The sequence below is a fragment of the Hyphomicrobium sp. genome, assembly GCF_041674905.1.
Classification (GTDB): domain Bacteria; phylum Pseudomonadota; class Alphaproteobacteria; order Rhizobiales; family Hyphomicrobiaceae; genus Hyphomicrobium_B.
The window spans coordinates 53,319-76,301 of record NZ_JBAYUV010000002.1; the positions used below are offsets into that span (position 1 = coordinate 53,319).

General features: G+C 61.7%; 21 protein-coding genes. 8 read left to right on the forward strand and 13 right to left on the reverse strand.

Annotated elements, in window-relative coordinates; translation table 11 throughout:
- Positions 1–30: 30 nt before the first annotated feature.
- Both WC026_RS01155 and parC read right to left on the reverse strand, forming a co-directional pair.
- On the reverse strand, positions 31–519 hold the full coding sequence (locus tag WC026_RS01155; RefSeq protein WP_372708965.1) for a hypothetical protein: 489 nt from the start codon (positions 517–519) through the stop codon (positions 31–33).
- 60 nt (positions 520–579) lie between these two features.
- Positions 580–2,829 (reverse strand): DNA topoisomerase IV subunit A, encoded by a 2,250-nt coding sequence (gene parC, locus WC026_RS01160; RefSeq protein WP_372708966.1) that lies wholly within the window; start codon positions 2,827–2,829, stop codon positions 580–582.
- Between the two features lie 115 nt (positions 2,830–2,944).
- On the opposite strand from parC, the gene WC026_RS01165 reads away from it, so the two are divergent.
- The 3 genes from WC026_RS01165 to WC026_RS01175 all read left to right on the forward strand — a co-directional run bounded on the left by WC026_RS01165 (position 2,945) and on the right by WC026_RS01175 (position 5,106).
- Complete coding sequence (locus WC026_RS01165) at positions 2,945–3,709, forward strand: CAP domain-containing protein (RefSeq protein ID WP_372708967.1); 765 nt, start codon at positions 2,945–2,947, stop codon at positions 3,707–3,709.
- 93 nt (positions 3,710–3,802) lie between these two features.
- Positions 3,803–4,063 carry a hypothetical protein gene (locus WC026_RS01170; RefSeq protein WP_372708968.1) on the forward strand — a complete coding sequence of 87 codons (261 nt, stop codon included), beginning with the start codon at positions 3,803–3,805 and terminating at the stop codon, positions 4,061–4,063.
- Positions 4,064–4,272: 209 nt separating this feature from the next.
- Complete coding sequence (locus WC026_RS01175) at positions 4,273–5,106, forward strand: LssY C-terminal domain-containing protein (RefSeq protein WP_372708969.1); 834 nt, start codon at positions 4,273–4,275, stop codon at positions 5,104–5,106.
- A 6-nt stretch (positions 5,107–5,112) separates the two neighbouring features.
- Here WC026_RS01175 and WC026_RS01180 read toward each other — a convergent pair whose 3' ends face one another.
- Both WC026_RS01180 and WC026_RS01185 read right to left on the reverse strand, forming a co-directional pair.
- On the reverse strand, positions 5,113–6,114 hold the full coding sequence (locus WC026_RS01180; RefSeq protein ID WP_372708970.1) for a L,D-transpeptidase: 1,002 nt from the start codon (positions 6,112–6,114) through the stop codon (positions 5,113–5,115).
- Between the two features lie 158 nt (positions 6,115–6,272).
- Positions 6,273–6,548, reverse strand: a complete 276-nt coding sequence (locus WC026_RS01185) for a metal-sensitive transcriptional regulator (protein WP_372708971.1) — start codon at positions 6,546–6,548, stop codon at positions 6,273–6,275.
- A gap of 81 nt (positions 6,549–6,629) precedes the next feature.
- Between WC026_RS01185 and WC026_RS01190 the strand changes: the two genes are divergently transcribed.
- Entirely contained in the window at positions 6,630–9,035 is a 2,406-nt protein-coding gene (locus WC026_RS01190) for a heavy metal translocating P-type ATPase (protein ID WP_372708972.1), read from the forward strand.
- A 15-nt stretch (positions 9,036–9,050) separates the two neighbouring features.
- Here the strand turns inward: WC026_RS01190 and WC026_RS01195 are convergent, their stop codons facing one another.
- Together WC026_RS01195 and WC026_RS01200 are read right to left on the reverse strand one after the other, a co-directional pair.
- Positions 9,051–10,364: an MFS transporter gene (locus WC026_RS01195; RefSeq protein WP_372708974.1), complete on the reverse strand. Its 1,314-nt coding sequence runs from the start codon at positions 10,362–10,364 to the stop codon at positions 9,051–9,053.
- A gap of 61 nt (positions 10,365–10,425) precedes the next feature.
- The gene (locus tag WC026_RS01200; protein WP_372708975.1) at positions 10,426–11,136 is read right to left on the reverse strand and encodes an MgtC/SapB family protein; all 711 of its coding nucleotides are present in this window, start codon (positions 11,134–11,136) and stop codon (positions 10,426–10,428) included.
- Positions 11,137–11,315: 179 nt separating this feature from the next.
- Here WC026_RS01200 and WC026_RS01205 point away from each other — a divergent pair, with 179 nt between their 5' ends.
- Positions 11,316–12,194: an NAD(P)-dependent oxidoreductase gene (locus tag WC026_RS01205; protein WP_372708976.1), complete on the forward strand. Its 879-nt coding sequence runs from the start codon at positions 11,316–11,318 to the stop codon at positions 12,192–12,194.
- Between the two features lie 16 nt (positions 12,195–12,210).
- Here the strand turns inward: WC026_RS01205 and WC026_RS01210 are convergent, their stop codons facing one another.
- The 3 genes from WC026_RS01210 to WC026_RS01220 all read right to left on the reverse strand — a co-directional run bounded on the left by WC026_RS01210 (position 12,211) and on the right by WC026_RS01220 (position 15,929).
- Positions 12,211–13,389: an FAD-dependent oxidoreductase gene (locus tag WC026_RS01210; protein ID WP_372708977.1), complete on the reverse strand. Its 1,179-nt coding sequence runs from the start codon at positions 13,387–13,389 to the stop codon at positions 12,211–12,213.
- Positions 13,390–13,562: 173 nt separating this feature from the next.
- Positions 13,563–15,095, reverse strand: coding sequence for an acyl-CoA carboxylase subunit beta (locus WC026_RS01215; RefSeq protein ID WP_372708978.1), 1,533 nt, complete (start codon positions 15,093–15,095; stop codon positions 13,563–13,565).
- Between the two features lie 141 nt (positions 15,096–15,236).
- On the reverse strand, positions 15,237–15,929 hold the full coding sequence (locus WC026_RS01220) for a DUF2750 domain-containing protein (protein WP_372708980.1): 693 nt from the start codon (positions 15,927–15,929) through the stop codon (positions 15,237–15,239).
- A 225-nt stretch (positions 15,930–16,154) separates the two neighbouring features.
- Here WC026_RS01220 and WC026_RS01225 point away from each other — a divergent pair, with 225 nt between their 5' ends.
- Entirely contained in the window at positions 16,155–17,453 is a 1,299-nt protein-coding gene (locus WC026_RS01225) for a hemolysin family protein (RefSeq protein ID WP_372708981.1), read from the forward strand.
- A 97-nt stretch (positions 17,454–17,550) separates the two neighbouring features.
- Here the strand turns inward: WC026_RS01225 and WC026_RS01230 are convergent, their stop codons facing one another.
- The 4 genes from WC026_RS01230 to WC026_RS01245 form a co-directional block, all read right to left on the reverse strand.
- Positions 17,551–18,354: an ATP12 family chaperone protein gene (locus WC026_RS01230; protein ID WP_372708982.1), complete on the reverse strand. Its 804-nt coding sequence runs from the start codon at positions 18,352–18,354 to the stop codon at positions 17,551–17,553.
- Positions 18,351–19,031 carry an HAD-IA family hydrolase gene (locus WC026_RS01235; RefSeq protein WP_372708983.1) on the reverse strand — a complete coding sequence of 227 codons (681 nt, stop codon included), beginning with the start codon at positions 19,029–19,031 and terminating at the stop codon, positions 18,351–18,353. Before WC026_RS01235 ends, WC026_RS01230 begins: the two co-directional genes overlap by 4 nt.
- Positions 19,032–19,138: 107 nt before the next feature.
- The gene (locus WC026_RS01240; RefSeq protein WP_372708984.1) at positions 19,139–19,657 is read right to left on the reverse strand and encodes a DUF6790 family protein; all 519 of its coding nucleotides are present in this window, start codon (positions 19,655–19,657) and stop codon (positions 19,139–19,141) included.
- A 41-nt stretch (positions 19,658–19,698) separates the two neighbouring features.
- A complete protein-coding gene (locus WC026_RS01245) occupies positions 19,699–20,682 on the reverse strand; it encodes an RluA family pseudouridine synthase (protein ID WP_372708985.1) in 984 nt (327 codons plus the stop codon).
- A gap of 206 nt (positions 20,683–20,888) precedes the next feature.
- On the opposite strand from WC026_RS01245, the gene WC026_RS01250 reads away from it, so the two are divergent.
- Positions 20,889–21,539, forward strand: coding sequence for a polymer-forming cytoskeletal protein (locus WC026_RS01250; protein WP_372708986.1), 651 nt, complete (start codon positions 20,889–20,891; stop codon positions 21,537–21,539).
- A gap of 111 nt (positions 21,540–21,650) precedes the next feature.
- Positions 21,651–22,970, forward strand: coding sequence for a replication-associated recombination protein A (locus tag WC026_RS01255; RefSeq protein ID WP_372708987.1), 1,320 nt, complete (start codon positions 21,651–21,653; stop codon positions 22,968–22,970).
- Positions 22,971–22,983: the final 13 nt, after the last annotated feature.

The following is a 22,983-nucleotide window of genomic DNA, read 5'->3' on the forward strand; positions in this document are numbered from 1 at the left end:
GACGCGCGCCGCTGATGATCTCGCACAAGTCTACTTCGCCAGCTCCGTATTCAGCTTGTCGAACATGTACTCCCACTTCGCCGTCTGCGTATCGACGAGCATTTTCATCCGGGCTCTGAGTTCGAGCAACATCGCGCAATCGGGTGTTTCCGCGTTCGCGCCCTCACGCCCCATCGACGAGATCGCCGACAGCAGCTCATCCGTCGATTTGTCGTAGACCGCCGTCTTGTCGTCGCGCACGAACGGCGCAGCTTTTTCCATGAACTCGTTCTGGGTCCAGCTGCGCTTCAACTTCAGCTCGCGCAGCTTTTCCTGGAACTCGGGCCGGTTATTGCTGTTGAGATCGCGCAGGCTCGACGCCGTCGCCTCGACAACCGCTTCAAAATCTTCTTTCTGGCATGTTGCCTCGGTCTGGCCTGTTGGCGAGGCGCCTTCAGCCCGGAGACCGGCACCACCGATGCCGATCACAATCAGCGCCGCCGCCACGACCCAAGCCGTTTTTTGAAGCGTCCCACCCATGGGAGAAGGTCGTAGCCGTGGCAGGCGGCCGCGACAAGCGCGGCCGGTCAATATCTTCAATCAAAATCGCGGCCCGAAGGAATTCGAGCGGGGGAAGCCGCGTGGAACGACCCGGCCGGCTTGCGCCCGCTCTCCGACCCATTCGCGCATTTCACCCCACGCGAGAGTGAATTCGCGGGCCGCGCTGTCGACCCACGTCAGGCCATTCGACTTCTTGAAGACGCGAACGTCGGAGAGGCTGCCGTCCTTGAAGCGTTGCAGGATCACGCCCTTGCCGCGCGTCATCTCGTTAACCTCATCGATCTTGAAGACAAGGAGCTTGCGGTTGTCGCCGAGCGTCGCAACGTAGTCGCCTTCCGCCGGGACGCAGACGCGCGCCTCGTCCGGCTCCGACACATTCAGTATCTGCTTGCCTTTGCGCGTCGATGCGATGACTTCCTCTTCCGGCACGATGAAGCCATAGCCGGCCGTCGAAGCGACAAGCAGCTTGCGCGACGGATCGTGCACGAACACCTCGACGATGTCATGGTTCTCTTCGAGATCGATCATCAGGCGTACGGGCTCGCCGTGGCCTCGGCCGCCCGGCAGGGCGTTCGTTTCCAACGTGAAGAATTTACCGTTGGTCGCCAGCAGCACGAGCTTATCGGTCGTTGACGCCTTGATGGCGCGCTTCAAGCCGTCGCCCTGCTTGAAGTCGATCTTCGACAGATCGTCCTGATGCCCCTTGAGGGTCCGGACCCATCCCTTTTCCGAGACAATGACCGTGACCGGCTCTTTCTCGACCAAGGCCGTCGCAAGATCGACCTCGACCTCTGGCGCATCGGCAAACGTCGAGCGGCGACGGCCAAGTGCTGTCTTCTTCGAGTACGTCTCGCGCGTCGTCTTGACCTCGTTCGAGACGTGCTCCCACTGCAGCTCTTCAGATTTCAGGAGCTGCTTCAGCTCGCGGCGCTCTTTCGAAAGTTTATCGTGCTCGGCACGGATCTCGACCTCTTCCAGCCGCGACAGCGATCGCAGCCGCAGATTGAGGATCGCTTCGGCCTGCACATCGCTGAGATTGAACTTCGCGATCAGCTTCGCCTTCGGATCGTCCTCGCGGCGGACGATCCGGATCACCTCATCGATATTGAGGTAAGCGATCAGATATCCGTCGAGAACCTCGAGACGATGCTCGATCTTCTTCAGGCGATGCGTCGAACGGCGAACGAGAACGTCGATCCGGTGCTCGAGCCATTGCCAGAGCACGTCCCGGAGATCGAGCACGTTCGGCACCTGCCCCGCCGAGAGCACGTTCATATTGAGACTGACACGAACTTCGAGTTCCGACGCGCGGAACATGCTTTCCATCAGAAGCACGGGATCGACGGTGCGGGTTTTCGGCTCCAGCACGAGACGGATTTCTTCCGCGCTCTCGTCGCGAACATCGCCCAGGAACGGCAGCTTCTTGTCGCTCATCAACTCGGCGATTTTTTCGACGAGCTTGGCTTTCTGCACGCCGTAAGGAATTTCGGTCACGACGATCTGGTAGCCGCCACGCCCGGTCTCTTCCTTGCTCCAGCGTGCTCTGACGCGAAATCCGCCGCGCCCCGTCTTATAGGCTTCGAGCATGGAATCGCGCGGCTCGACGATCACGCCGCCCGTCGGAAAGTCCGGCCCCGGCACCATTTCGACGAGCTTTTCGATCGTCGCGTTGGGATGCTTGATCAGATGCAGAAGCGCGGCGCACAGCTCATCGACGTTGTGCGGCGGAATGTTCGTCGCCATGCCGACCGCGATGCCCGAGGCGCCGTTCGCCAGCAGGTTCGGAAACGCCGATGGCAGAACCACCGGCTCTTCGACGCGGCCGTCGTAGTTCGGACGGAACTCGACCGTATCCTCGTCGATGCCTTCAAGGATCAGCGCCGCCGTTTCCGTCATGCGCGCTTCGGTGTAGCGTTCTGCGGCCGGATTATCGCCGTCGATGTTGCCGAAGTTGCCCTGGCCGTCGACCAGCGGATAACGGACGGCGAAATCCTGCGCCAGACGCGCCAGCGCATCGTAGATCGCCTGGTTGCCGTGCGGGTGATAATCGCCCATCACCTCGCCGACGATCTTCGCGCACTTGATGAACCCGCCTTCCGGATTGAGCCTCAGCTCACGCATCGCGTAGAGAATGCGCCTATGCACCGGCTTCAGGCCGTCGCGCACGTCGGGCAGCGCCCGGTTCATGATGGTCGACAGCGCATACGCCAGATACCGCTCCTCGAGAGCGGTGCGGAACTCGACGGGCTCGATCGGGCCTTCGCCAGGAAGAATCGGTTTTGTCGTCATGGGGCATCCCTACAGCGCGGCCCCGAGGCTCTCAAGCCCGCCATGGGCCTCGCGCTGCCGCTTTATGAAAACCGTGCTATTTGGGCGCAAGCCCTGTGAATAATGCGCCGATGCCATGGCTGGTGCATCATTCGCCAACAGATTGATTTCCCACGAAACAGGACCGATGCGGATGGCGGCGCTGGTGCCGGATTTACCCAAGGTTGAACTGCAGATCGTCGAAATGACCAACCAGGTTCGGCGCGAGCAGAACCTTCACGCCCTGCGCGTCAATGCGATACTCGCCAAAGCTGCACGCGCCTATGCCGAGCGGCTTGCGCGCAGTGGACAGTTTTCCCACACCGCCGACGGCGGCAACCCCGGCAAACGCGCGGAAAGCGCCGGCTACAAACCGTGCGCGGTTGCCGAAAACATCGCCATGGACCGTAACAGCCAAGGATTCGATACCGGCCAGCTCGCGATGCAGGCCGTCGCCGGCTGGATGAATTCCGCTCCCCATCGCGCCAATATCCTGATGCCATCGGCGACCGAGATCGGCGTTGGCGTCGCGAAGTCCTCCGACCCCGTGCCGAAATTCATCTCCGTCGAGATGTTCGGGCGTCCTGCGAGCGAAGGCGTTAAGTTCGAGGTCGTCAATGCCTCGGCGGCGGTTGTCGCCTATGGGTTTCTCGGCAAGACGCGCGACCTCAAACCGCGCATGACCATCACCCAAAGCTCCTGCGGCATGGGCGAAATCACCTTCACGACGCCTGCCGGATTTCTGTCGACCGGCAGCGAAATCGCACGCTTCAAGGCCGAGAACGGTAAACGCTACATTCTGAAAAGCGGCGTGAACGGCACGATCTCGGTCGAGATCGGCATCAACATCAAGTCGCGCTGATTCCTGTAAAGCCACGCAAAATCCGGGATCTGGAACATTTTGCTTCGCTGAGGCGTTCTGCTGGCCGGAATTGACAGCAAGCGAGGTTTCAAAATGGATAGCGCAAGGCTTGGCAGCATCGCATTGGTCGTTGTGCTTTTCGCCCTGCTCGTTGGCGGCGTTTACGCCTATCAGCGCTCGCAGACGGAAGTCCTCGTCGATAGCCCGGCAGTCCGCGTCGAAACGAACAAGGCGACGGGCGAAACAACCGTCGACGCACCATTCGCGCATATCGAGAAGGACAGCAGCGGAACGCACGTGCAGGCGCCAGGCGTCGACGTCAATGTTCCGAAAGACCCGCCGCCAAATCCGTAAATCATCTTTACCACGCGTTTGTGCACGCCGCCCTTTCTCTCGGGCGGCTTTTTTTTTGCTCAAGCGACTGAGCGCTTACGCGCGCCTTCGCTCTTTAATGCCACCGTTATGATAACGTTGAATGCGCCAGTTGTCGGCTTGGCCGTGCATGCTAACATCGGCTGGAGTAATAAAATCGATCGTGTTGCAACCGGCGCATAAGGCAAATCGTGCGAGCAATCATTCGCCTCATCCAGCGCTTGACGATCCTCGCGCTCGGCATTGTCTGCATTTGGCTGATCGTCGACGTCTTCAAGTTCGTCGACCGCCGGGCGCCGACGATACTTGCGCTATGTCTGACTTACGCCCTGGCAGCCTACATCATCCTGCCGCGCGCCGTCTGTACCGGACTGAAGGTCCTCCAGCGCAATCACGTGCCACGCTTCACCGTCACCGGAGATGGACTTCCCGGCGATCCCGTCAATCTTGCGCTCGTCGGCACATTCGATCAATTGCGCGGCGCCTTTGCGAAGGCCGGATGGATTGAAGCCGCTCCATTGAATCTCGCCAGTTCGTGGCACATGGCGCGGGCCTTCGTTCTGAACCAGCCCTACCCCGCTGCACCATTCAGCACTCTATACCTCTTTGGCCGGGGTCAGGATGTCGGCTTTCAGAAAGCGATCGGCGACAGCCCGCGCAAGCGCCATCACGTTCGCTTCTGGGCACAGAACGACGAAGCTCAGAACGGCTTGACCCTCATGACGCATGACCGACGCGCCCTTTGGGTCGGGGCCGGAACGCGCGACACCGGCTTTTCGCTGACCCGACTTACATTCCAAATCACGCATGCGACGGATTCGGATACCAACGCTGAGCGGGATTTCATCATCGACGAACTGACACGCTGCTGTGTGATCCGCCACGCGACACTATTCCAACCCGGCGACAAGCTCGCACGCGTCAATCATTACATTGCTGACGGCGAGATTGCCGTCGCCGAAATTGCCGTCCCAGCTTCACCGTCTGAGTTGACCGCCGACAGAGGTGAGACGCAACGGCCCTAAGCCATTTCAACGCCAGGGCTCGTAGAGATAGGGATCGTCATTATCGTCACCCCGGCCATCGTAGCCTCGGCGCTCGTAACGCTGCGCACGCTGCCTGCTCGCGGCGGACTTCACGTTCGCTGGCTTCGAACTCGCCGCCGATGCGACCCGGCCGTCGAGCGAACGGACCACGGTCACTTCTGTTCCGACGCGCACGAGCGACGCCAGATGCAGCACGTTCTCGTTCAACATGCGGAAGCAGCCTGAGGACTCCGCCCGTCCGATCGACTTCGGCTCGTTCGTGCCATGAATGCGATAGAGCGTGTTGCCGAGATAGATCGCCTTTGCACCGAGCGGATTGCGAATTCCGCCGAGCATACGCGTCGGCAATTCCGGTTTGCGCCGGCGCATGTCGGCCGGCGGATACCAATCGGGCCAATCCGCGATGCGCGACACCTTTTCCTTGCCCGACCAGCCGAAGCCCTGGCGTCCGACACCGATGGAATACACATAAGCCGACGTTGAACTCAGCACATAGTAAAGTTTGCGCTTGCCCGTATCGATGACGATCGAGCCCTGAGCATAGGGACCGCTGAACGCCACGACAGGCGGCGCAACCGCTTGAATATAAGGTCGGTTACCGCCGTTCGTGCCCGGCGCTTTGCTGAGCTGCTGCTCTTCGTCCGGCTGCGGCGCGGCATCCCAGGCGCCATAGCCATCGCGATCATTGGAGCGGCGATCGTCGAAATAGCGCCGGTCATCGTAACGATCGTCGCGCCGGTCGCTGAAGTCGCGCCCGCCGTTGTAACGCGGATCGTAGCGACGGTCGTCATTCTCGTCGAAGCGCCGATAGACGCGAGGCCCGCCGTAGCGATTGTCATCGTAGTTGCGAACGTCGCGATCATCGTCTTGATCGCCGTAGACCTGCGCGCGCCCGCCGTCCCACGGGTCCTGCTGTTGTGCAGAAGCGAGTGTTGACCACGTCATCGACAGCAACAGTGCAGCAACGGTTGAGATGAGCGTTTTCATGGCACCCCGCGATGGTCATTCCGACAGTGCCCACAACAAGCCTGCGAGCCTATCGTTCCGTGGGGTGTATGTCGCGCCCGAACGCGACTTTCGCGTGGCGAATCGATGGCATGGCGCAGCCTGCGACATTACAAATTGAAGGCGCGGACTATCGGCGGTTACCGCGACGATCGCGCCAGCACGTCCATCAACTCCGCAACCTTGCGCCGCTGCTCCGCAGCGTTTCCGCTCGCGATCGCATGCTCGACGCAGTGGGCGACATGATCGCGCAGCACTTCCTCCTCGACGCGGCGTAGCGCCGCGCGCACGGCGGAAATCTGCGTGACGACATCAATGCAATAGCGATCGTCCTCGACCATCTTGGCGAGGCCACGCACCTGTCCCTCGATACGGTTCAGGCGTTTCAGACACGAGGATTTCATCGACTTGTGCATGGCTTGACTCATACCCTATAGGGGTATACGTGTCAAACGATAGGTATACCCCTATAGGGTATCGAGCATACGGAACTTGCAATGGCAGCGGACCACAACGGATCGGACGGACAGCCGGGACACGCGGAGCAGGGCAAAAGCTGCTGCGGTTGTTGTCATGAGCCCGCGCCGGCAAAGGCAGATGTTAAGCCCGAGCATTTGGAAAAAGACCCCGTGTGCGGAATGAACGTCGATCCGCACACTACCAAGCATCGCGCCGACCATGCCGGACGCACGTATTATTTCTGCGCCGCCGGCTGCCGCACGAAATTTCTCGCCGATCCTGATAAATATCTCAGCCCCGCTGAAGCCGCGGCCGAACCCGTGCCGGAAGGCACGATCTACACCTGCCCGATGCATCCCGAAATCCGGCAAGTCGGCCCCGGCCCCTGCCCGATCTGCGGCATGGCGCTCGAGCCGGACATCGTCACGGCGGACGCTGGCCCCAATCCCGAACTCGCCGACATGACGCGCCGTCTCTGGATCGGCCTCGCGCTCGCAACACCTGTCTTCATTCTCGAGATGGGCAGTCATCTGTTCGGGCTGCATCATCTCATCAATCCGACCGCCTCCAACTGGCTGCAGTTTGCTCTCGCGACCCCGGTCGTTCTGTGGGCGGGCTGGCCGTTCTTCGAACGCGGCTGGAAATCGATTCAAACGCGCAACCTCAACATGTTCACGCTCATCGCCATCGGCACCGGCGTCGCATGGACCTACAGTGTTGTCGCAACCTTTCTTCCGGGTGTCTTTCCACCGGCGCTGCGCGGCCATGACGGCGCGGTTCCCGTCTATTTCGAAGCCGCCGCCGTCATCACGGTCCTTGTCCTCGTCGGCCAGGTTCTCGAACTCCGGGCGCGCGAGCAGACCGGCGGCGCCATTCGCGCGCTGCTCAATCTGTCTCCGAAAACCGCGCGGCGCTTGACTGCGGGCGACAGCGAACAGGAAATCGAAATCGACGCCGTTTCCGTCGGCGACCCTCTGCGCGTGCGCCCCGGCGAGCGCATCCCCGTCGATGGCGAGGTGATCGACGGCAAGAGTTTTGTCGATGAATCCATGGTAACGGGCGAATCCAATCCCGTCGGCAAAGCAACCGGCGCCAAGCTCATCGGCGGAACGATCAACGGCAGCGGCACGCTGGTCATGCGCGCGACCGGCGTCGGCCGCGACACGATGCTGGCGCGCATCGTGCAAATGGTCGCCGAGGCGCAGCGCAGCCGTGCTCCGATCCAGCGCCTCGCCGATCAGGTCGCAAGCTGGTTCGTGCCGCTCGTCATTGCAGCGGCTGCCCTGGCGTTCATCGCCTGGGCAACCTTTGGACCGGAGCCGCGCTTTTCATATGCTCTGATTGCAGCCGTATCCGTGCTGATCATCGCGTGTCCCTGCGCGCTCGGCCTCGCGACGCCGATGTCGATCATGGTCGGCGTCGGACGTGGCGCGCAATCCGGCGTACTGGTTAAAAGCGCGGAAGCTCTCGAGCGCATGGAAAAGATCGACACGCTCGTCATCGACAAGACCGGAACGCTGACCGAAGGCAAGCCGAAGGTGACCGCCGTGCGCGCGGCATCATCCATCAGCGAAACCGATCTCCTGAAGTTCACGGCAAGCCTCGAACACGCGAGCGAGCATCCGCTCGGCGCCGCCATCGTCGCGGCGGCCAAAGAGCAAAACATAGCGCTGGCTGCCGTCTCGGACTTCGACGCTCCATCCGGCAAAGGAGTGACTGGCGTCATCGAGGGACGTCGCGTCGTCGTCGGCAACCGCCGCATCATGGCCGAAGCCGGAATAGATACGGCTGCGTTCGATGCCGAAGTCGAGCGTTTGCGAAGCGACGGCGCAACGGCGGTTTACGTCGCTCTCGACGGCAAAACTGCGGGCGTCATCGCCGTCGCCGATCCGATCAAGGCGACGACCGCATCTGCGCTTCGCAAGCTCGCCGACAGCGGCGTCCACATCATTATGCTGACCGGCGACAACGTCACGACGGCGAACAGCGTTGCCGCCAAGCTCGGCATATCGGACGTCAAGGCCGACGTGCTGCCGGAAGACAAAGCGAAGATCGTCCAGGAGCTCCGGCGCAATGGACATGCCGTTGCCATGGCGGGCGACGGCGTCAACGATGCGCCCGCGCTGGCAGCCGCCGATGTCGGCATTGCAATGGGAACCGGAACCGATGTTGCGATCGAAAGCGCGGGCATCACGCTTTTGAAAGGCGATCTCGAAGGCATCGCGCGCGCGCGGCGCCTGTCGGAAGCGACGATGGCGAACATCAGGCAGAACCTGTTTTTCGCGTTCATCTATAACGCCGCCGGCGTGCCGATTGCGGCCGGTGTTCTCTATCCGGCGTTCGGGCTTCTGTTATCACCGATCATCGCGGCGGTGGCGATGTCGCTGTCATCGGTCAGCGTCATCACGAATGCGTTGCGCCTTCGCCATACCGACATCGGCTGAGCGGCCGTCTCTGCCTCACACGGGATCGGGTTTGAATGACGCCGCAGCAGACACCGGAGCCGTTCCGGGTCTGCCGAGCGACAGTACGAGCAACGCCGCGACGAGGCATGCTGCGCCCGCTACGTAGAATGCCGGCAGATACGTTGACAATTCCGTGCGTGTCAGGCCCGCGCCATACGCAGCAGCCGCAGCGCCGAGCTGGTGGCCTGCAAAGATCCATCCGAACACGACGTTCGTGCGCTCAGTCCCGAAATAACGCGACGTGAGCTTCACCGTCGGCGGCACGGTTGCAATCCAATCGAGGCCATAGAACATCGCAAACAATGACAAGCCGTAAAAGGTGAAATCGGTGAACGGCAGATAGATCAGCGACAGCCCGCGTAAGCCATAATACCAGAATAGCAGCCAGCGATTGTCGAAGCGGTCGGACAGCCAGCCCGATCCGATCGTACCAAAGAAGTCGAATATGCCCATCATCGCAAGCACGCTCGCGGCTTGGACCGGCGCTAGGCCGTAATCACCGCAGAGCGCGATGAAATGCGTCTGGATCAAACCGCTTGTGCTGAGCCCGCAAATGAAAAACGTGCCGAACAGCACCCAAAAGACTGCGCTTCGCATAGCGTCCTTGAGCACGAGAAGCGGCGACGCTAGAAGCGTTCCCATGCCGCCGCTATGCTGGAATTCAGGCACGATTTCCGTGGCGCCATAGGGCGCTAGGCCAATGTCGGACGGCCGATTGCGCATCAGCAGCAGCACGAGCAGCGTCGCTAGAACCAGCATCGCACAGACGAAACAAAGCGCCGTACGCCAGCCATAGGCTTCCGTCAGCTTCGCAAGCAGGGGCAGAAACACGAGCTGGCCCGTCGCCGTGCTCGCCGACAGCAGTCCCATCGCGAGCCCGCGCCGTTCGGAGAACCATTGCGTCGCGACCGTGGCGCCGAGCACCATCGCGGTCAGTCCCGTGCCGATGCCGAGCCCGACACCCCAGAACAGCACGAGCTGCCAGACATTCGTCATCGCCAACGACGCAACGAGCGTCGTTATAATGATACCGAGCGCCAACAGCACGATGCGGCGAACGCCAAAGCGATTCATCAGAGCGGCCGCGAACGGCCCCATCAGCCCGTAAAGCAGAAAGCGCAGGGCAAGCGCCGAGGAGATCTCCGAGGTCGTCCAGCCGAACTCCCGTTCGAGCGGCACGATGAACACGCCGGGCGCACCGACCGTTCCGGCCGTGACCAGCATCGTCAGGAACGTAACTGCGGCGACGATCCAGCCGTAGTGCACGTTTCTTCGCGCCAGCGCGGTTGTTAGTGACCACGACGTCATGTCAGTTCACGATCACTCATGTCAGCAATCCCGGCGAATGCGTACGCGTCCTCAAGCTGTCTCAACGCAACCCCTCAGCCACCATTTCGAACGACTGGAGATCATACGTTTTCGCCAGGACATCGAGCAGCGCAGGCGGTTTCCCGTCAATTTCCGTCTGCTCCCATAGCACTTCGAACGTCAGACGCCTGCGGTTGTTACCGGCATCCGATTCGCCCAGGAAATTCGCGCGGTATCCGGCCGTCCGCAACGTATCGTAAAACTGCGAGAGCGTTGGGGCATCGCGCGTGCCCGCGATGACGACATGCGCCCGGCGCTTGCGCGCAACCCGCACATCCACCCATTTGAACCCGATGAGCGTCAGGAGAATGAGGCCCGTCCCGACGCAACCGAGGACGAGATTGCCGCTGCCGAAGCACAACCCGACGACGGTCACAGCCCACAGCGTCGCGGCTGTCGTGACGCCCGAAATCGTATTGCCGTGTTTCAGGATGGCGCCGCCGCCGATAAACCCCATCCCAGTCAGGATTCCGAGCGGCAGACGCATCGGATCCATGGTGGCGAATGACACCGGCGTCTTACCGCCGACTTCGAGCATCGCGTTGGCGAGGATCATCGCGAGCGACGCCGCCAGCGCCGCAAGCACGGTGGTCCGGAACCCCGCGCTATGCCCACCCGCTTCCCGGTTAATGCCGATCAAAGCGCCCGCGACAACCGTTAGAAAAAGCCGAAGCGCGATATCGATGGCACTCGGATGAAGCGGCATTTCCATTCCTGAAGACTCCGGAAACTAGCAAGAAAAACGATGAGCTTATCCGCTCCGCGCCGGTCCCGAAAGCCGCTATTGATCGCCATTTCAACGCCCTGCGCAACTGCGGTATGCTGAAATTCATACTTGCCGAGCTGACCATTGAAGGTTTGGATCACGCGCAAAATCAAAGGGCTTGCGAAATGCAGATCGGACTTATCGGCTTGGGGCAAATGGGCACCGGGATCGCTGACAATATCCTCAAGGCCGGACACGAGCTGACAGTGTACAATCGAACGCGCTCGAAGGCGGAAGCATTTGCATCTCGGGGCGCCAAGGTCGCGGACCGCCTTGCCGACGCCTGCCGTGGCGACGCCGTCATCACGATGCTTGCCAACGACGACGCCGTCGAAAGCGCCGTCTACGGCGAGGGCGGCGTGCTCGCGAGCCTGCCGAAGAGCGCCGTCCATATCTCATCGAGCACGATCAGCGTCGCGCTCTCGACGCGCTTGGCCGCACACCACGCAGGCCGAGGCCAACGCTACGTCGCGGCACCTGTTTTCGGGCGGCCCGAAGCGGCAGCAGCAGCCAAGCTGTTCGTCGTTGCCGCGGGCTCACCCGAAGCAGTCAAAACCGTGATGCCGGTTTTCGATGCCATAGGGCAGCGAACATTCACGGTTTCGGAAGACGCCTCCGCTGCAAACATTATCAAGCTCAGCGGCAACTTCCTGATCGCCTCTGTCATCGAGTCGCTCGGCGAAGCGATGGCCCTCGTTGGCAAGGCTGGCATCGACAAGCATCAGTATCTCGAACTGCTGACATCGACGCTGTTCGGCGCGCCGGTCTATAAGACATACGGCACGCTGATCGCGGATGAAAAATTCTCGCCCCCTGGATTTGCCGCGCCTCTCGGCCTGAAAGACGTTCGTCTGACGCTTGCTGCCGGCGACGATCTTCGCGTGCCGCTTCCCCTCGCGAGCCTTCTGCGCGATCGCTATCTGACGCTGCTCGCCAACGGCGGGGAAAATCTCGACTGGTCGGCCATCGGCGCATTGGCGGCGAAAGACGCGGGCTCGAAATAGCGGCCTCGAGTGCGCGTCAGTGATTGGCCGGCATTTCGCTTTGGAGCGCGGAATTCGCGGGCATGCGCGGAAAGCGACGGTGCTCGACGAGGTTTCGCCCCAGAGAACCCGCATAGCAGCCCCAGCGGAACGCACTCCACAGCGCCGTCTGCCCGAGAGTGCTGCGCTTCGCGAACAGCGACGTCTTGAGCGAATGGGCGTCACACGCTGTTTTCAGCGGATCGCGATAGAACGCGGCTATCTTGTCGGCATCCATTCCTGGCGTCGATAGCCAATTCGGGACATGAACGTTGCAGAGACGCTCGGTATCGAGCAGGGCCTTGCTCGCGCCCGTGCCGCTCACCGGGCAAGCCGTCGAAAACGCGTCGCCGACGAGCGCGATACCCGGTTGCGCCGCATTCTCGGTGGCGATCAAATCGACCGGCCGGATCTTGACCGCCCCGCGCACGCGCAAGCGGCCGGTCAAACGTTCGAGACGCGGCAACGCCTCCGCAATCGCTTCCATCGGACTGATGCGAAGCCGCCTGACCCACGGATCATCGAGATCATGATAGGTGAAGATATTGACCCTGAGACCCGACGCCAGCGGAAACAGAGTGATGTACGCGACGCGATGCGACGGATCTTCGCCGAAATACGTAAGGGAATCGAACGGCAGATTTTCCGAGTCCGCATCGAAACCGATCGACAGCGAATGACATTTTGAAATTTCACGCCGGTGCATATCGATGCGGTCGAGAAATCCCGCACCAAGACCGGTCGCCCCGATGATGAGACGCGCCGAAATCTGGTCGCCGCTGAGAAGCGTCAGTGTCTGGCGTTCCGGCGTCAGCGAGAGCGAAGCGACCTTGTTGTGCACGAAGACGACTTCGGACGGGATCAAGCGACGGATGCCGTTGACGAAGTCGCCGTAGGCGATGCCGTATTCGACGATCGGCTTGATCTCGGCGAGACGTCCAAGGCGCGCGACCCAGACATTCTCATACCGGCGCGCGGCCGGTAAAATTTCATCGAGCACGCCAGCTTTAGCGAGCGAGTCGGCGTGCCGGTCTTCGATCTTCTCGCAGCGGAAATCGGGACGCGCGTGCTCGAACGGGTCGATCAGCGCCACCGAAACGCCGCGACGCCCTAGCATCGTCGCAGCAAGAGAGCCCGCCAGGCCCGCCCCCACGATCGCAACGTCGGTCTCAACCACGGGCTATTCCCCAGATTCTTCCAGGGAGAAGCTACGCCCCCAAAAGTTACGCGCAGTTTAAGACGGTTGCAGCGCGCACATGACAAACGCGCATGGTTGATAAACTCTTACCGCCCCAAGCGGACTCGCCGCTTCCGGCCGGCTATGCGAAGCACCGTCGGACGCGGCAATCATCAAAGCGGAATGTTGTCGTGTTTCTTCCAGGGATTTTCGAGCGTCTTGTTGCGCAGCATGTTCAATGCCCGGCAGAGCCGTTTGCGCGTCGTTGACGGCTTGATCACTTCGTCGATGTAACCGCGCTCGGCGGCGACGAAGGGATTGGCGAAGCGGTTCTTGTATTCTTCGATCCGCGCCTCGATCTTTTTCGCGTCTCCAAGCTCGGAGCGATAGAGAATCTCCGCCGCCCCCTTCGCACCCATGACCGCGATCTCGGCCGTCGGCCAGGCGTAGTTCACATCGCCGCGAATGTGCTTCGAACTCATCACGTCATAGGCGCCGCCGTAAGCCTTGCGCGTGATCACGGTGACTTTAGGAACCGTCGCCTCGGCGTAAGCGAACAGCAGCTTCGCGCCGTGCTTGATGAGCCCGCCGTATTCCTGCGCCGTACCCGGCAGGAACCCCGGCACATCAACGAAGGTGACGATCGGAATATCGAAGCAATCGCAGAAGCGCACGAAGCGCGCCGCCTTGCGCGATGCATCGCTGTCGAGCACGCCCGCGAGCATCATCGGCTGGTTCGCGACGATGCCGACGGTGCGGCCTTCCATGCGCCCAAAGCCGGTCACGATGTTCCTGGCGAACGCTTCCTGAATTTCGAAGAAGTCGGCCTCGTCGACGACTTTGAGGATCAGCTCCTTGATGTCGTAGGGCTTGTTCGGATTGTCCGGAATGAGCGTGTCTAGCGAATAGTCGATGCGCTCCGGCGTGTCTTCCGTCGGGATTTCGGGAACGCCCGTCTTGTTGCTCGACGGCAGGAAGTCCATCAGCCGGCGCATCTGCAGGAGCGCCTCGACGTCGTTCTCGTAGGCGTGGTCGGCGATCGACGATTTCGTCGTGTGAACCTTGGCGCCGCCAAGCTCTTCCGCCGTCACGGTTTCGTTCGTCACCGTCTTCACGACGTCCGGACCGGTCACGAACATGTAGCTCGTGTCTTTGACCATGAAGATGAAATCGGTCATCGCCGGCGAGTAGACGTCGCCGCCCGCGCACGGCCCCATGATGAGCGAGATCTGAGGGATGACGCCGGAGGCAAGTACGTTGCGCTGGAAGACCTCGCCATAGCCGCCGAGTGCGTCGACGCCTTCCTGAATACGCGCTCCGCCCGCGTCGAACAGGCCGATGATCGGCGTGCGGTTCTTGAGCGCCATGTCCTGGATCTTGGTGATCTTCCGGGCGTGCGTTTCGCTCAGCGACCCGCCCATCACCGTGAAGTCCTTGGCGAAGACATAAACCGTTCGGCCGTTGATCGTGCCCCAGCCGGTCACGACGCCGTCGCCAGGAACCTTCGTCTTTTCCATGCCGAACTCGGTGCAGCGGTGCTCGACGAACATGTCGAACTCCTCGAACGAGCCCTCATCCATCATCAGTTCGATGCGCTCGCGCGCCGTCAGCTTGCCCTTCTTGTGCTGCGAGTCGATGCGGGCCTGGCCGCCTCCCAGACGAGCATTGGCGCGCCGCGTCTCAAGCTCCCCGATGATGTCTTTCATGAAATTGCCACCCTGCCTTGCCGTGATGAATGCGCTGGCTCTCTAGCACGGCCTCGGGAGAGCGCAAATGTTGGAGAAATCGCGGCCAGCCTGCCGCATCTGAAGCGATCATTAATAACGGAAAGCGGTCCGATGTGGCGTTTACGCTGACGTTTGCGCCGCGGCAAGTTGGCGCCCGAACTCGCCGATCTTAACCTCGAGAAACCCCGCCCCCGCGATCGGCTCGATGGCGGCGGCATGGGCGCGCGATGCGGCCCAAGGCAAGGTCTGGCCCACAAAATCAACGATCGAAACGGCAATGACGCGCTTGCCGCCCGCCTGCTTCAGATGCCGTTCCGCTTCGGCACGCGCCGCGAACACATGCAGCAAGTCGCCCGATGGCGCCCACGGCCCGGCTGGCGTCAGGATGGGGCCGGTTTCGTCGCCAACGAGAAAAACCTCGCCCCGCCCGCTCGCCGCCGAGGCGTAGTACGGAACGGCTTCCGTCTTCAGGCGGATCAGCAGATCCACCGGATCAACCTCGGCTTCGATCGGATCGGAAACCCAATCGGTCCCGGCGAACCCTTTGCCCTTGGCGATGCCGGGCAGGATTTCGACGGCGAAGGTCACGAGACCAATGTCCTGCAACTCGTTGTTGCCCGCCAGTGCCTCGGCCCAGCGTGTCGCTTCGATCGGGCTCGACCAGAAAAGCTGCACTGTCCGACCCTTGACCTTCTGCGACGGTACGGACGCGGTTTCCTCATCGGCGAACGTCAGCACACGCCCTTCGCTGACCGCCCGGCGAATGAAGCGGTCGCGTTGCGCAAGTTCGGGAATGCGCGGCCTGTGCAGCATTGGATCAGCCTACGCTCCTGCGAATCATTTGGCATAATTTTCGATGAATTGCTTACGGAGAGCAACCGTTGAGAATGAAGGGCAATTGACCGTTGTACAGCCGGGATACGCTCAGATGAGCGCATCCGAGGCCAAGGCCCTTGATCCGGCTGCACCCGCGACCTATGTTTGGCGATCACTGAACAATAGGAGTGGCTCGGACGCGATTCCGCCAGCCGAAATCTCGTGATCGAGCTACTGATTGTCCTGGTACTGATTGGCCTTAACGGTCTTTTTGCGCTTTCTGAATTGGCTATCGTTTCAGCCCGCCGCCCACGCCTGAAGGCGCTGGAAGCTTCAGGCCGCGCGGGCGCCCAAAGCGCTCTCGCGCTATCCGACGATCCAGGCCGGTTCCTGTCGGCCGTCCAAATCGGCATCACTCTCATCGGCATCATTAATGGCGCCTATTCCGGTGAGACGTTCGGCGAGTACGCGTCGGAATACCTGTTGAGCCTCGGCCTGAGCCCATCGCTGGCGCATCCGCTAGGATTTGGCGCCGTCATCGCGATCATCACCTATCTCTCGGTCATTGTCGGAGAACTGGTTCCGAAAACCTTGGCGCTTCGCAACGCCGAAGGCATCGCCTGCGTCGTCGCGCCGATCATGACCGGCTTTGCCAGGTTTGCGAGCCCTATCGTTGGGCTGCTCGATGCGTCGACGCGTTTCGTATTCCGCATCTTTGGGCTTTCGCCGCAAAGGGAAAGCCGGGTTACCGATGAAGAAATCAAGACTGTCATCGCCGAGGCCGAAACCGCCGGCGTTCTCGAAAGCGGCGAAGGCGATTTGATCTCGGGCGTCATGCGCTTGGCGGACCGCGCCGTTGGCGGCCTGATGACGCCGCGCACGGACGTCGATTGGATCGATATCACAGCGTCCGACGACGTCATCAAGGCGCGCTTGATTTCGACACCGCACTCTCGCTTGCCGGTTGGCGAAGGCTCTGCTGACAAGCTGATCGGCGTTATTCAGACGCGCGCCCTGCTTTCGGGTCTTCTCGCGGGCAAGCCCTTCGAAATCGGCGCTTACATCCGCAAAGCACCCGTCATTCCCGAAACCAGCGACGCATTGGGCGTTCTGGCCGTCTTGCGCGACGCCGAAGTTCCGATGGCCCTCATCCACGACGAGTACGGAGACTTTGAAGGTCTGGTGACGCCCGGCGACATCCTCGAAGCCATCGCCGGCACATTCAAATCCGATACCGAAGGCCTCGATCCCTACGCCGTCGAACGCGACGATGGATCATGGCTTCTCTCTGGCGCGATGCCCGTCGATGAAATGGCCGATAAGATCGGAATCCCTCTTCCTCCCAACCGCTCTTACGAAACCGTCGCCGGATTCGTCCTCGCCGTTCTCCAGCACATCCCGAAGACGGGAGAACATGTCGACATCAGCGGTTGGCGGTTCGAGGTTGTGGATCTCGACGGCCGCCGCATCGACAAGGTTCTGGCGAACCGCCTTGCTAAAGTACGCAGGCGCGTCCCTTAGAGTGCTTCCGAAAAAGTGGAAGCCGGTTTTCCGATAAGACGCACGACAAAATAAAGACCGAGAGCCGATCCGCGTTTCAACGAAAAGCAAAAAGGCTCTAGGCTTGCAGAAGCTCCAGCCACTGGCAGGCGGCATCGAATTCAGCGCGACGGCCATGGCGCCGGGCGGCGGCTTCCGTGTCCTCGCCCCAGACCGAGATCTGATAATTCTCATCGACATGCGCCGCTCCCCACGCCGCATCGGCCGATAAACCTCCGCGTGCGAGTGCCAGGGCCAGCAGCGCAGAACCGGTCAGCGTCGTCAGAACATGCAGCCCCGTCAGACGGAACGCATCGTGCGGCGTCAGCGCATTTGCGACGGCCTCCAGCGCGGCGTCAGGCTGCTGGACGTGGACGACACCGGGCACGACCCTGAATGTGGCGTGGAGTGTGCTGTCCGCCCAGGCGACGACCGGATTCCAGTCACGGGATTGAAGCGCAACAAGCTCGTCGGGCGCCTCGGCGCGATAGCAGATGAGATCGCTGCCCGCGTAGGCGACGATATCGGCCGCAACCGCATCCAATGTTTCGCTGACGGCGTCGATGGCGGTGTTGGCGAAGCGCGTCAGCGGCATTCGCGACGGATCGACCAACTCCTGCTGCGCCTGCCATTCTCGCGCGATGGCATCGGCCAAGGCTTTTGTCGGAACAGCGAGCGCACGCTTCTTCGGCGTCTTGACGGCCCGTCCATCGAGAAAAATCTGGAACGGCGACGCATCACCCGCGCTCGCGTCCTTATAAAAACGGCGTGCGAGAGGTTTTGCGAGGCTGTCGCTGATGGCGCCGCGCGGACCTCCGGACGCTCGCTCCAGATCCGCGCGATGGCTATCGTCGCCGTTACCGTTTGACTCCGTGCCGCTCATGCCGCGCAGCTCTTGCTGCCGAGCGCGATGTCGATCGCATCGGGAAGATCGACAAAGCTCTCGACAATCCGGTGCGCACCGGCGTTCGTCAGCTCCGCAACGCTGTGATAGCCCCAGGCGACGCCGATTGCCGAAACGCCCGCAGCGCGCGCCATATCGACGTCATACGTCGTATCGCCGACCATCACCGTATCGGCAGGCTCGACCCCGGCGTCGAGCATCGCTCTCAACAGCATAGACGGATGCGGCTTCGACGGATGATCGTCCGACGTCTGAATGGTCACGAAACTCGATTGCCAGCCTTCCCGCTCGCACATCCGCTCGACGCCGCGCCGTGACTTGCCGGTCGCAATCGCAAGCAGATGATCGTCGCGCGCTGCCAAATGCGCGATCGTTTCCTTGGCCAGCGGAAAGAGGATGTCGGCATCCGACGGATTGCGGTCGAGTTCGCGGAACGCCGCCTTGTAGGCTTCTGTCAGTTCAACGCACGTCCCGTATTCCGCCTCAGGGGCCAGCGCCGAGCACGCTTCGAGCAGCGACAGGCCGACGACGGCAAGCGTCTGCTCGCGCGTCGGCGGGATCATGCGCAGCGATTTGAAGGCATGCTCCATCGACAGGACGATCCCGGCCTGGCTGTCGACGATCGTGCCGTCGCAATCAAAAACGATGAGTTTCATGACTGCGTTCTAGCACGCTCCAATTACGCCGCAAATTCCGCGACGCGCAGGATCGCGACGGGCGACGCCACGCCGCGCCGAGGGTCGTTCCCCGGCTGGCTTTGCGTTCAGGGCCGGCCGATCCGGTATTGCAGCCAAAGCAGCGTCAATCCGATCAGCGGAATGGCGATATCCATATAGAACACCACGCCCGCATTGCCCGGCGCGAAGTTATGCTGCGTGATCATTTGATAGGCATGACCCGCCGCCGCACCGAGCATGAACAAGGCCGGTCCGACGACCGCCGCCAGACGAAGATCGAAACTTCGGAATGCCGCGATAAAACCGACGGCGGAAAAGCCGAGGCTGGCGGTCGCCACTTCAAACTGGAACGGGCTATCCGCCCAGCCAATGAAGGAGGCCACCATGTCTCCAAAGAAGGCGTGCATCACAAAATTATAGAAATAGCCGACGCCGATTGACCAGAAGACGTACCAAGCCAGCAGCTTTTCGACCACGTTAGCGGCCGACACCGGTTTCGGCGCACGCGCGATGGCAGCCAATGCAAAGACAAACCCGACGACGAGAAACGTCAGTGAAAAATTCGCCAACACGAAGCGGATGATGGAAGCGATCGCGTCAGCCATGTCTCACCTCCGCGCGTTGCGAGAGCCCGGCAGACCGGGCGTCATCCTTCGAACATGTTGATGTCGAAGCCGAGCAAGTCCCACGTTGCCAGCATATGTGCTGGCAGCGGCGCCGAGACATCGATGGTCTTGCCGCCCTTCGGATGCGGAATAACGAGGCGACGGGCGTGCAAATGCAGCTTCTTCTCGATGTTCTCAGCCGGCATGTGAACGTCGCCTTCGTACTTGTTATCGCCGACGATCGGATGCCCGATGAGATGCATATGCGCACGAAGCTGATGCTGACGCCCGGTGACCGGCTTCAGCGAAACCCACGACGCCTTGTGCGCGGCGCGGTCGACGACCGAATAATGCGTCGTCGCGTGCATGGCCAGCTCCTGCTCGCCGGGCCGTGCCTTGCGCACACGGTCGCCGTCGGGGCCTGACGCTTTAACCAGCGCCGCCTCGACCTTGCCCTGCGGCGGCTTCGGAACGCCTTTGACGAGCGCCCAATAGGTCTTGGCCGCCGAGCGCGTCTGGAATGTGCGGCCGAGCTTTGCGGCAGCCTCCCGCGTCTTGGCGACAAGCAGCACGCCCGTCGTGTCCCGGTCGAGGCGATGCACGAGACGCGGACGTTCGCCACCGAAACGGTCCGCCATGCCTTCGAGCATACCGTCGATGTGCTTCTTGGTGCCGGTCCCGCCCTGCACCGCGAGACCGAACGGCTTGTTCAGGACGAGCACATGCTCGTCCTCGAAAAGGATCATTTTCTCGATGGCGTCGCGGTCGCCCTTCGAAACGCCGAGCGCCGGCCTGCCTGTCGGGCCTGGCTTCTTCGGCTCGCGCACGATCGCCGGAACGCGGATTTCCGCCCCCGCGCTCAGCCGGTCGTTGGCCTGCGCCCGCTTGGAATTGACGCGCACCTGCCCCGAGCGCAGCAGCTTCTGAAGATACGTGTACCCGACCTCAGGAAAATGCACGCGGAACCAGCGATCGAGGCGCATATCGGCCTCGCCATCCGCGACTGTGATTGTCTCGACGCTCATGGATATGGCAGAGCCCGGAATTCGCCCCGAGGTCAAGCGTGGCATCCTCGACCGGAGCCGCGATCAACGCCTTTTTTTGCGGCTCGATACACGCCGAGAATACCGCTGGAGCGTGCATAGGGTTAACGCACGGCCACCGTCACGGTCGAGACAAAATCGTGGCCGACCCTGGACGCTTGTAATGCGTGTCAGGGGGAGTTCCGGCGATGGCTGATATGCGAGGTGTTTTGATCCTCGGCGAAGGCGCTGTTCTGAAAGGCGAAGTCAAGCAAGGTCGCCGCGTTGAAGTCTGGGGCTACGTGGAAGGTGGCGTCACGGCATCGGAACTCGTGGTTCAGGAAGGCGGCAAGGTCTTCGGCAACGTCAAGGCCGACACCGCAGAAGTCTACGGAACACTGCAGGGCGACGTCCGCGTGCAGCAGCTCTTTTCGCTGAAAAGCACCGGCACCGCGGCGGGCAAGATCAGGTACGGCCGCCTCGCCATGGAGAAAGGCGCCGAGCTTTCCGCCCATGTCCGCAATATCCCGCCGGCGATCGCGGGCGACCTCGACCTGACCGTCGACAAGGGCCGCTCGGTCCGCATCACACTCGCCGATTTGAACGCCGTCGACCCGGACGACAAGCCCGAGGACCTGACATTCTCGGTCTCGAACGCCAGCGGCGGCTTCGTTTCGCTGGCCGCAACCCCGAAGGCGCCTGTCGCGACCTTCTCCCAGGCCGACCTTGCAGGCGGCCAAGTCTATTTCTCCCACGACGGTTCCGAGGGATCCAAAGCCCATTTCGACGTCGCTGTGACGGATGCCGCAGGCGCCAGCTCCGGCCCCGCCATGACCGTGAATGTCGCCGTCCGGACGTAGCGCCCGCGCCTTCCACCATCGCGCCCCGTCATCCGTCGAGATGGGGACGGCAGAGGGCGGGCGACGCTTCGCGTTTGGAACGGCGCGCACGGCCCTCTATATATGCGCGTCATGACCAATCTCTTTGAAGCCGCGGGACTGGAAAAAAGCGCGCCGCGTCCGCTTGCCGATCGCCTGCGCCCGAAAACTCTCGATGAGGTCGCGGGCCAGGACCACATCGTCGGCCCCGAAGGAACGCTGACCCGCATGCTGAAAAGCGGCCGTGTGCCGAGCCTCATCTTCTGGGGGCCACCGGGTTCCGGCAAGACGACGATCGCGCGGCTGCTCGCGAATGAAACAAACCTCAACTTCGAGCAGCTCTCGGCCATCTTCTCCGGCGTCGCCGATCTGCGCAAAGCCTTCGAACGCGCCAAGATCATGCGCGAGCAGGGCAAGGGCACGCTGCTCTTCATCGACGAGATCCACCGCTTTAATCGCTCGCAGCAGGATTCCTTCCTGCCTCACATGGAAGACGGCACGATCACGCTCGTCGGCGCAACGACCGAGAACCCATCATTCGAGCTCAACGCCGCGCTTCTGTCGCGTGCCAGCGTGCTCGTCCTCAATCGTCTCGACGACGCGACGCTCGAAACGCTTATGCAGCGGGCCGAGGCTGACGTCGGACGCCCTCTGCCCCTCGATGCCGACGCGCGCGAAGCCTTGAAAGGCATGGCCGACGGCGATGGCCGCGCCATTCTCAATCTCGCTGAAGATGTTTTTGCGGCCGTTGCGCCGAAGGGCAAAACGCTCACCCGCGATGCGCTCATCAAGCTCGTGCAGCGGCGTGCGCCACTCTACGACAAGTCGCGCGAAGGCCATTACAATCTCATCTCAGCGCTGCATAAAGCCGTTCGCGGCTCCGATCCCGACGCCGCGCTTTATTATTTCTGCCGCATGCTCGACGGCGGCGAGGATCGCCTGTTCATCGCCCGCCGCGTCGTTCGCATGGCGGTCGAGGACATTGGCCTTGCCGATCCGCAGGCGCTCATCGTCGCCAACGCAGCCAAGGAAGCCTTCGATTTTCTCGGCTCGCCGGAAGGCGAACTGGCGCTCGCCGAGGCCGTCATCTACATGGCGACCGCGCCGAAATCGAACGCCAACTACGTGGCCTTCAAAGCTGCGATGCGCGCCGCCAAGGAACACGGATCGCTCTCGCCGCCAAAAACGATCCTCAACGCGCCGACGAAACTCATGGAGGAGGAAGGCTACGGCTCCGAATATCTTTACGATCACGATCAACCGGAAGCCTTCTCAGGCCAGAACTATTTTCCCGACGAATTTAAAAGACGTCCGAAATATTACGATCCGCCCGAGCGCGGCTTTGAACGTGAAATCAAGAAACGTCTCGACTATTGGGCCAAGCTCCGCGCCGAACGCAACCGCCGAACCTAGTCGGTAGTAAGGA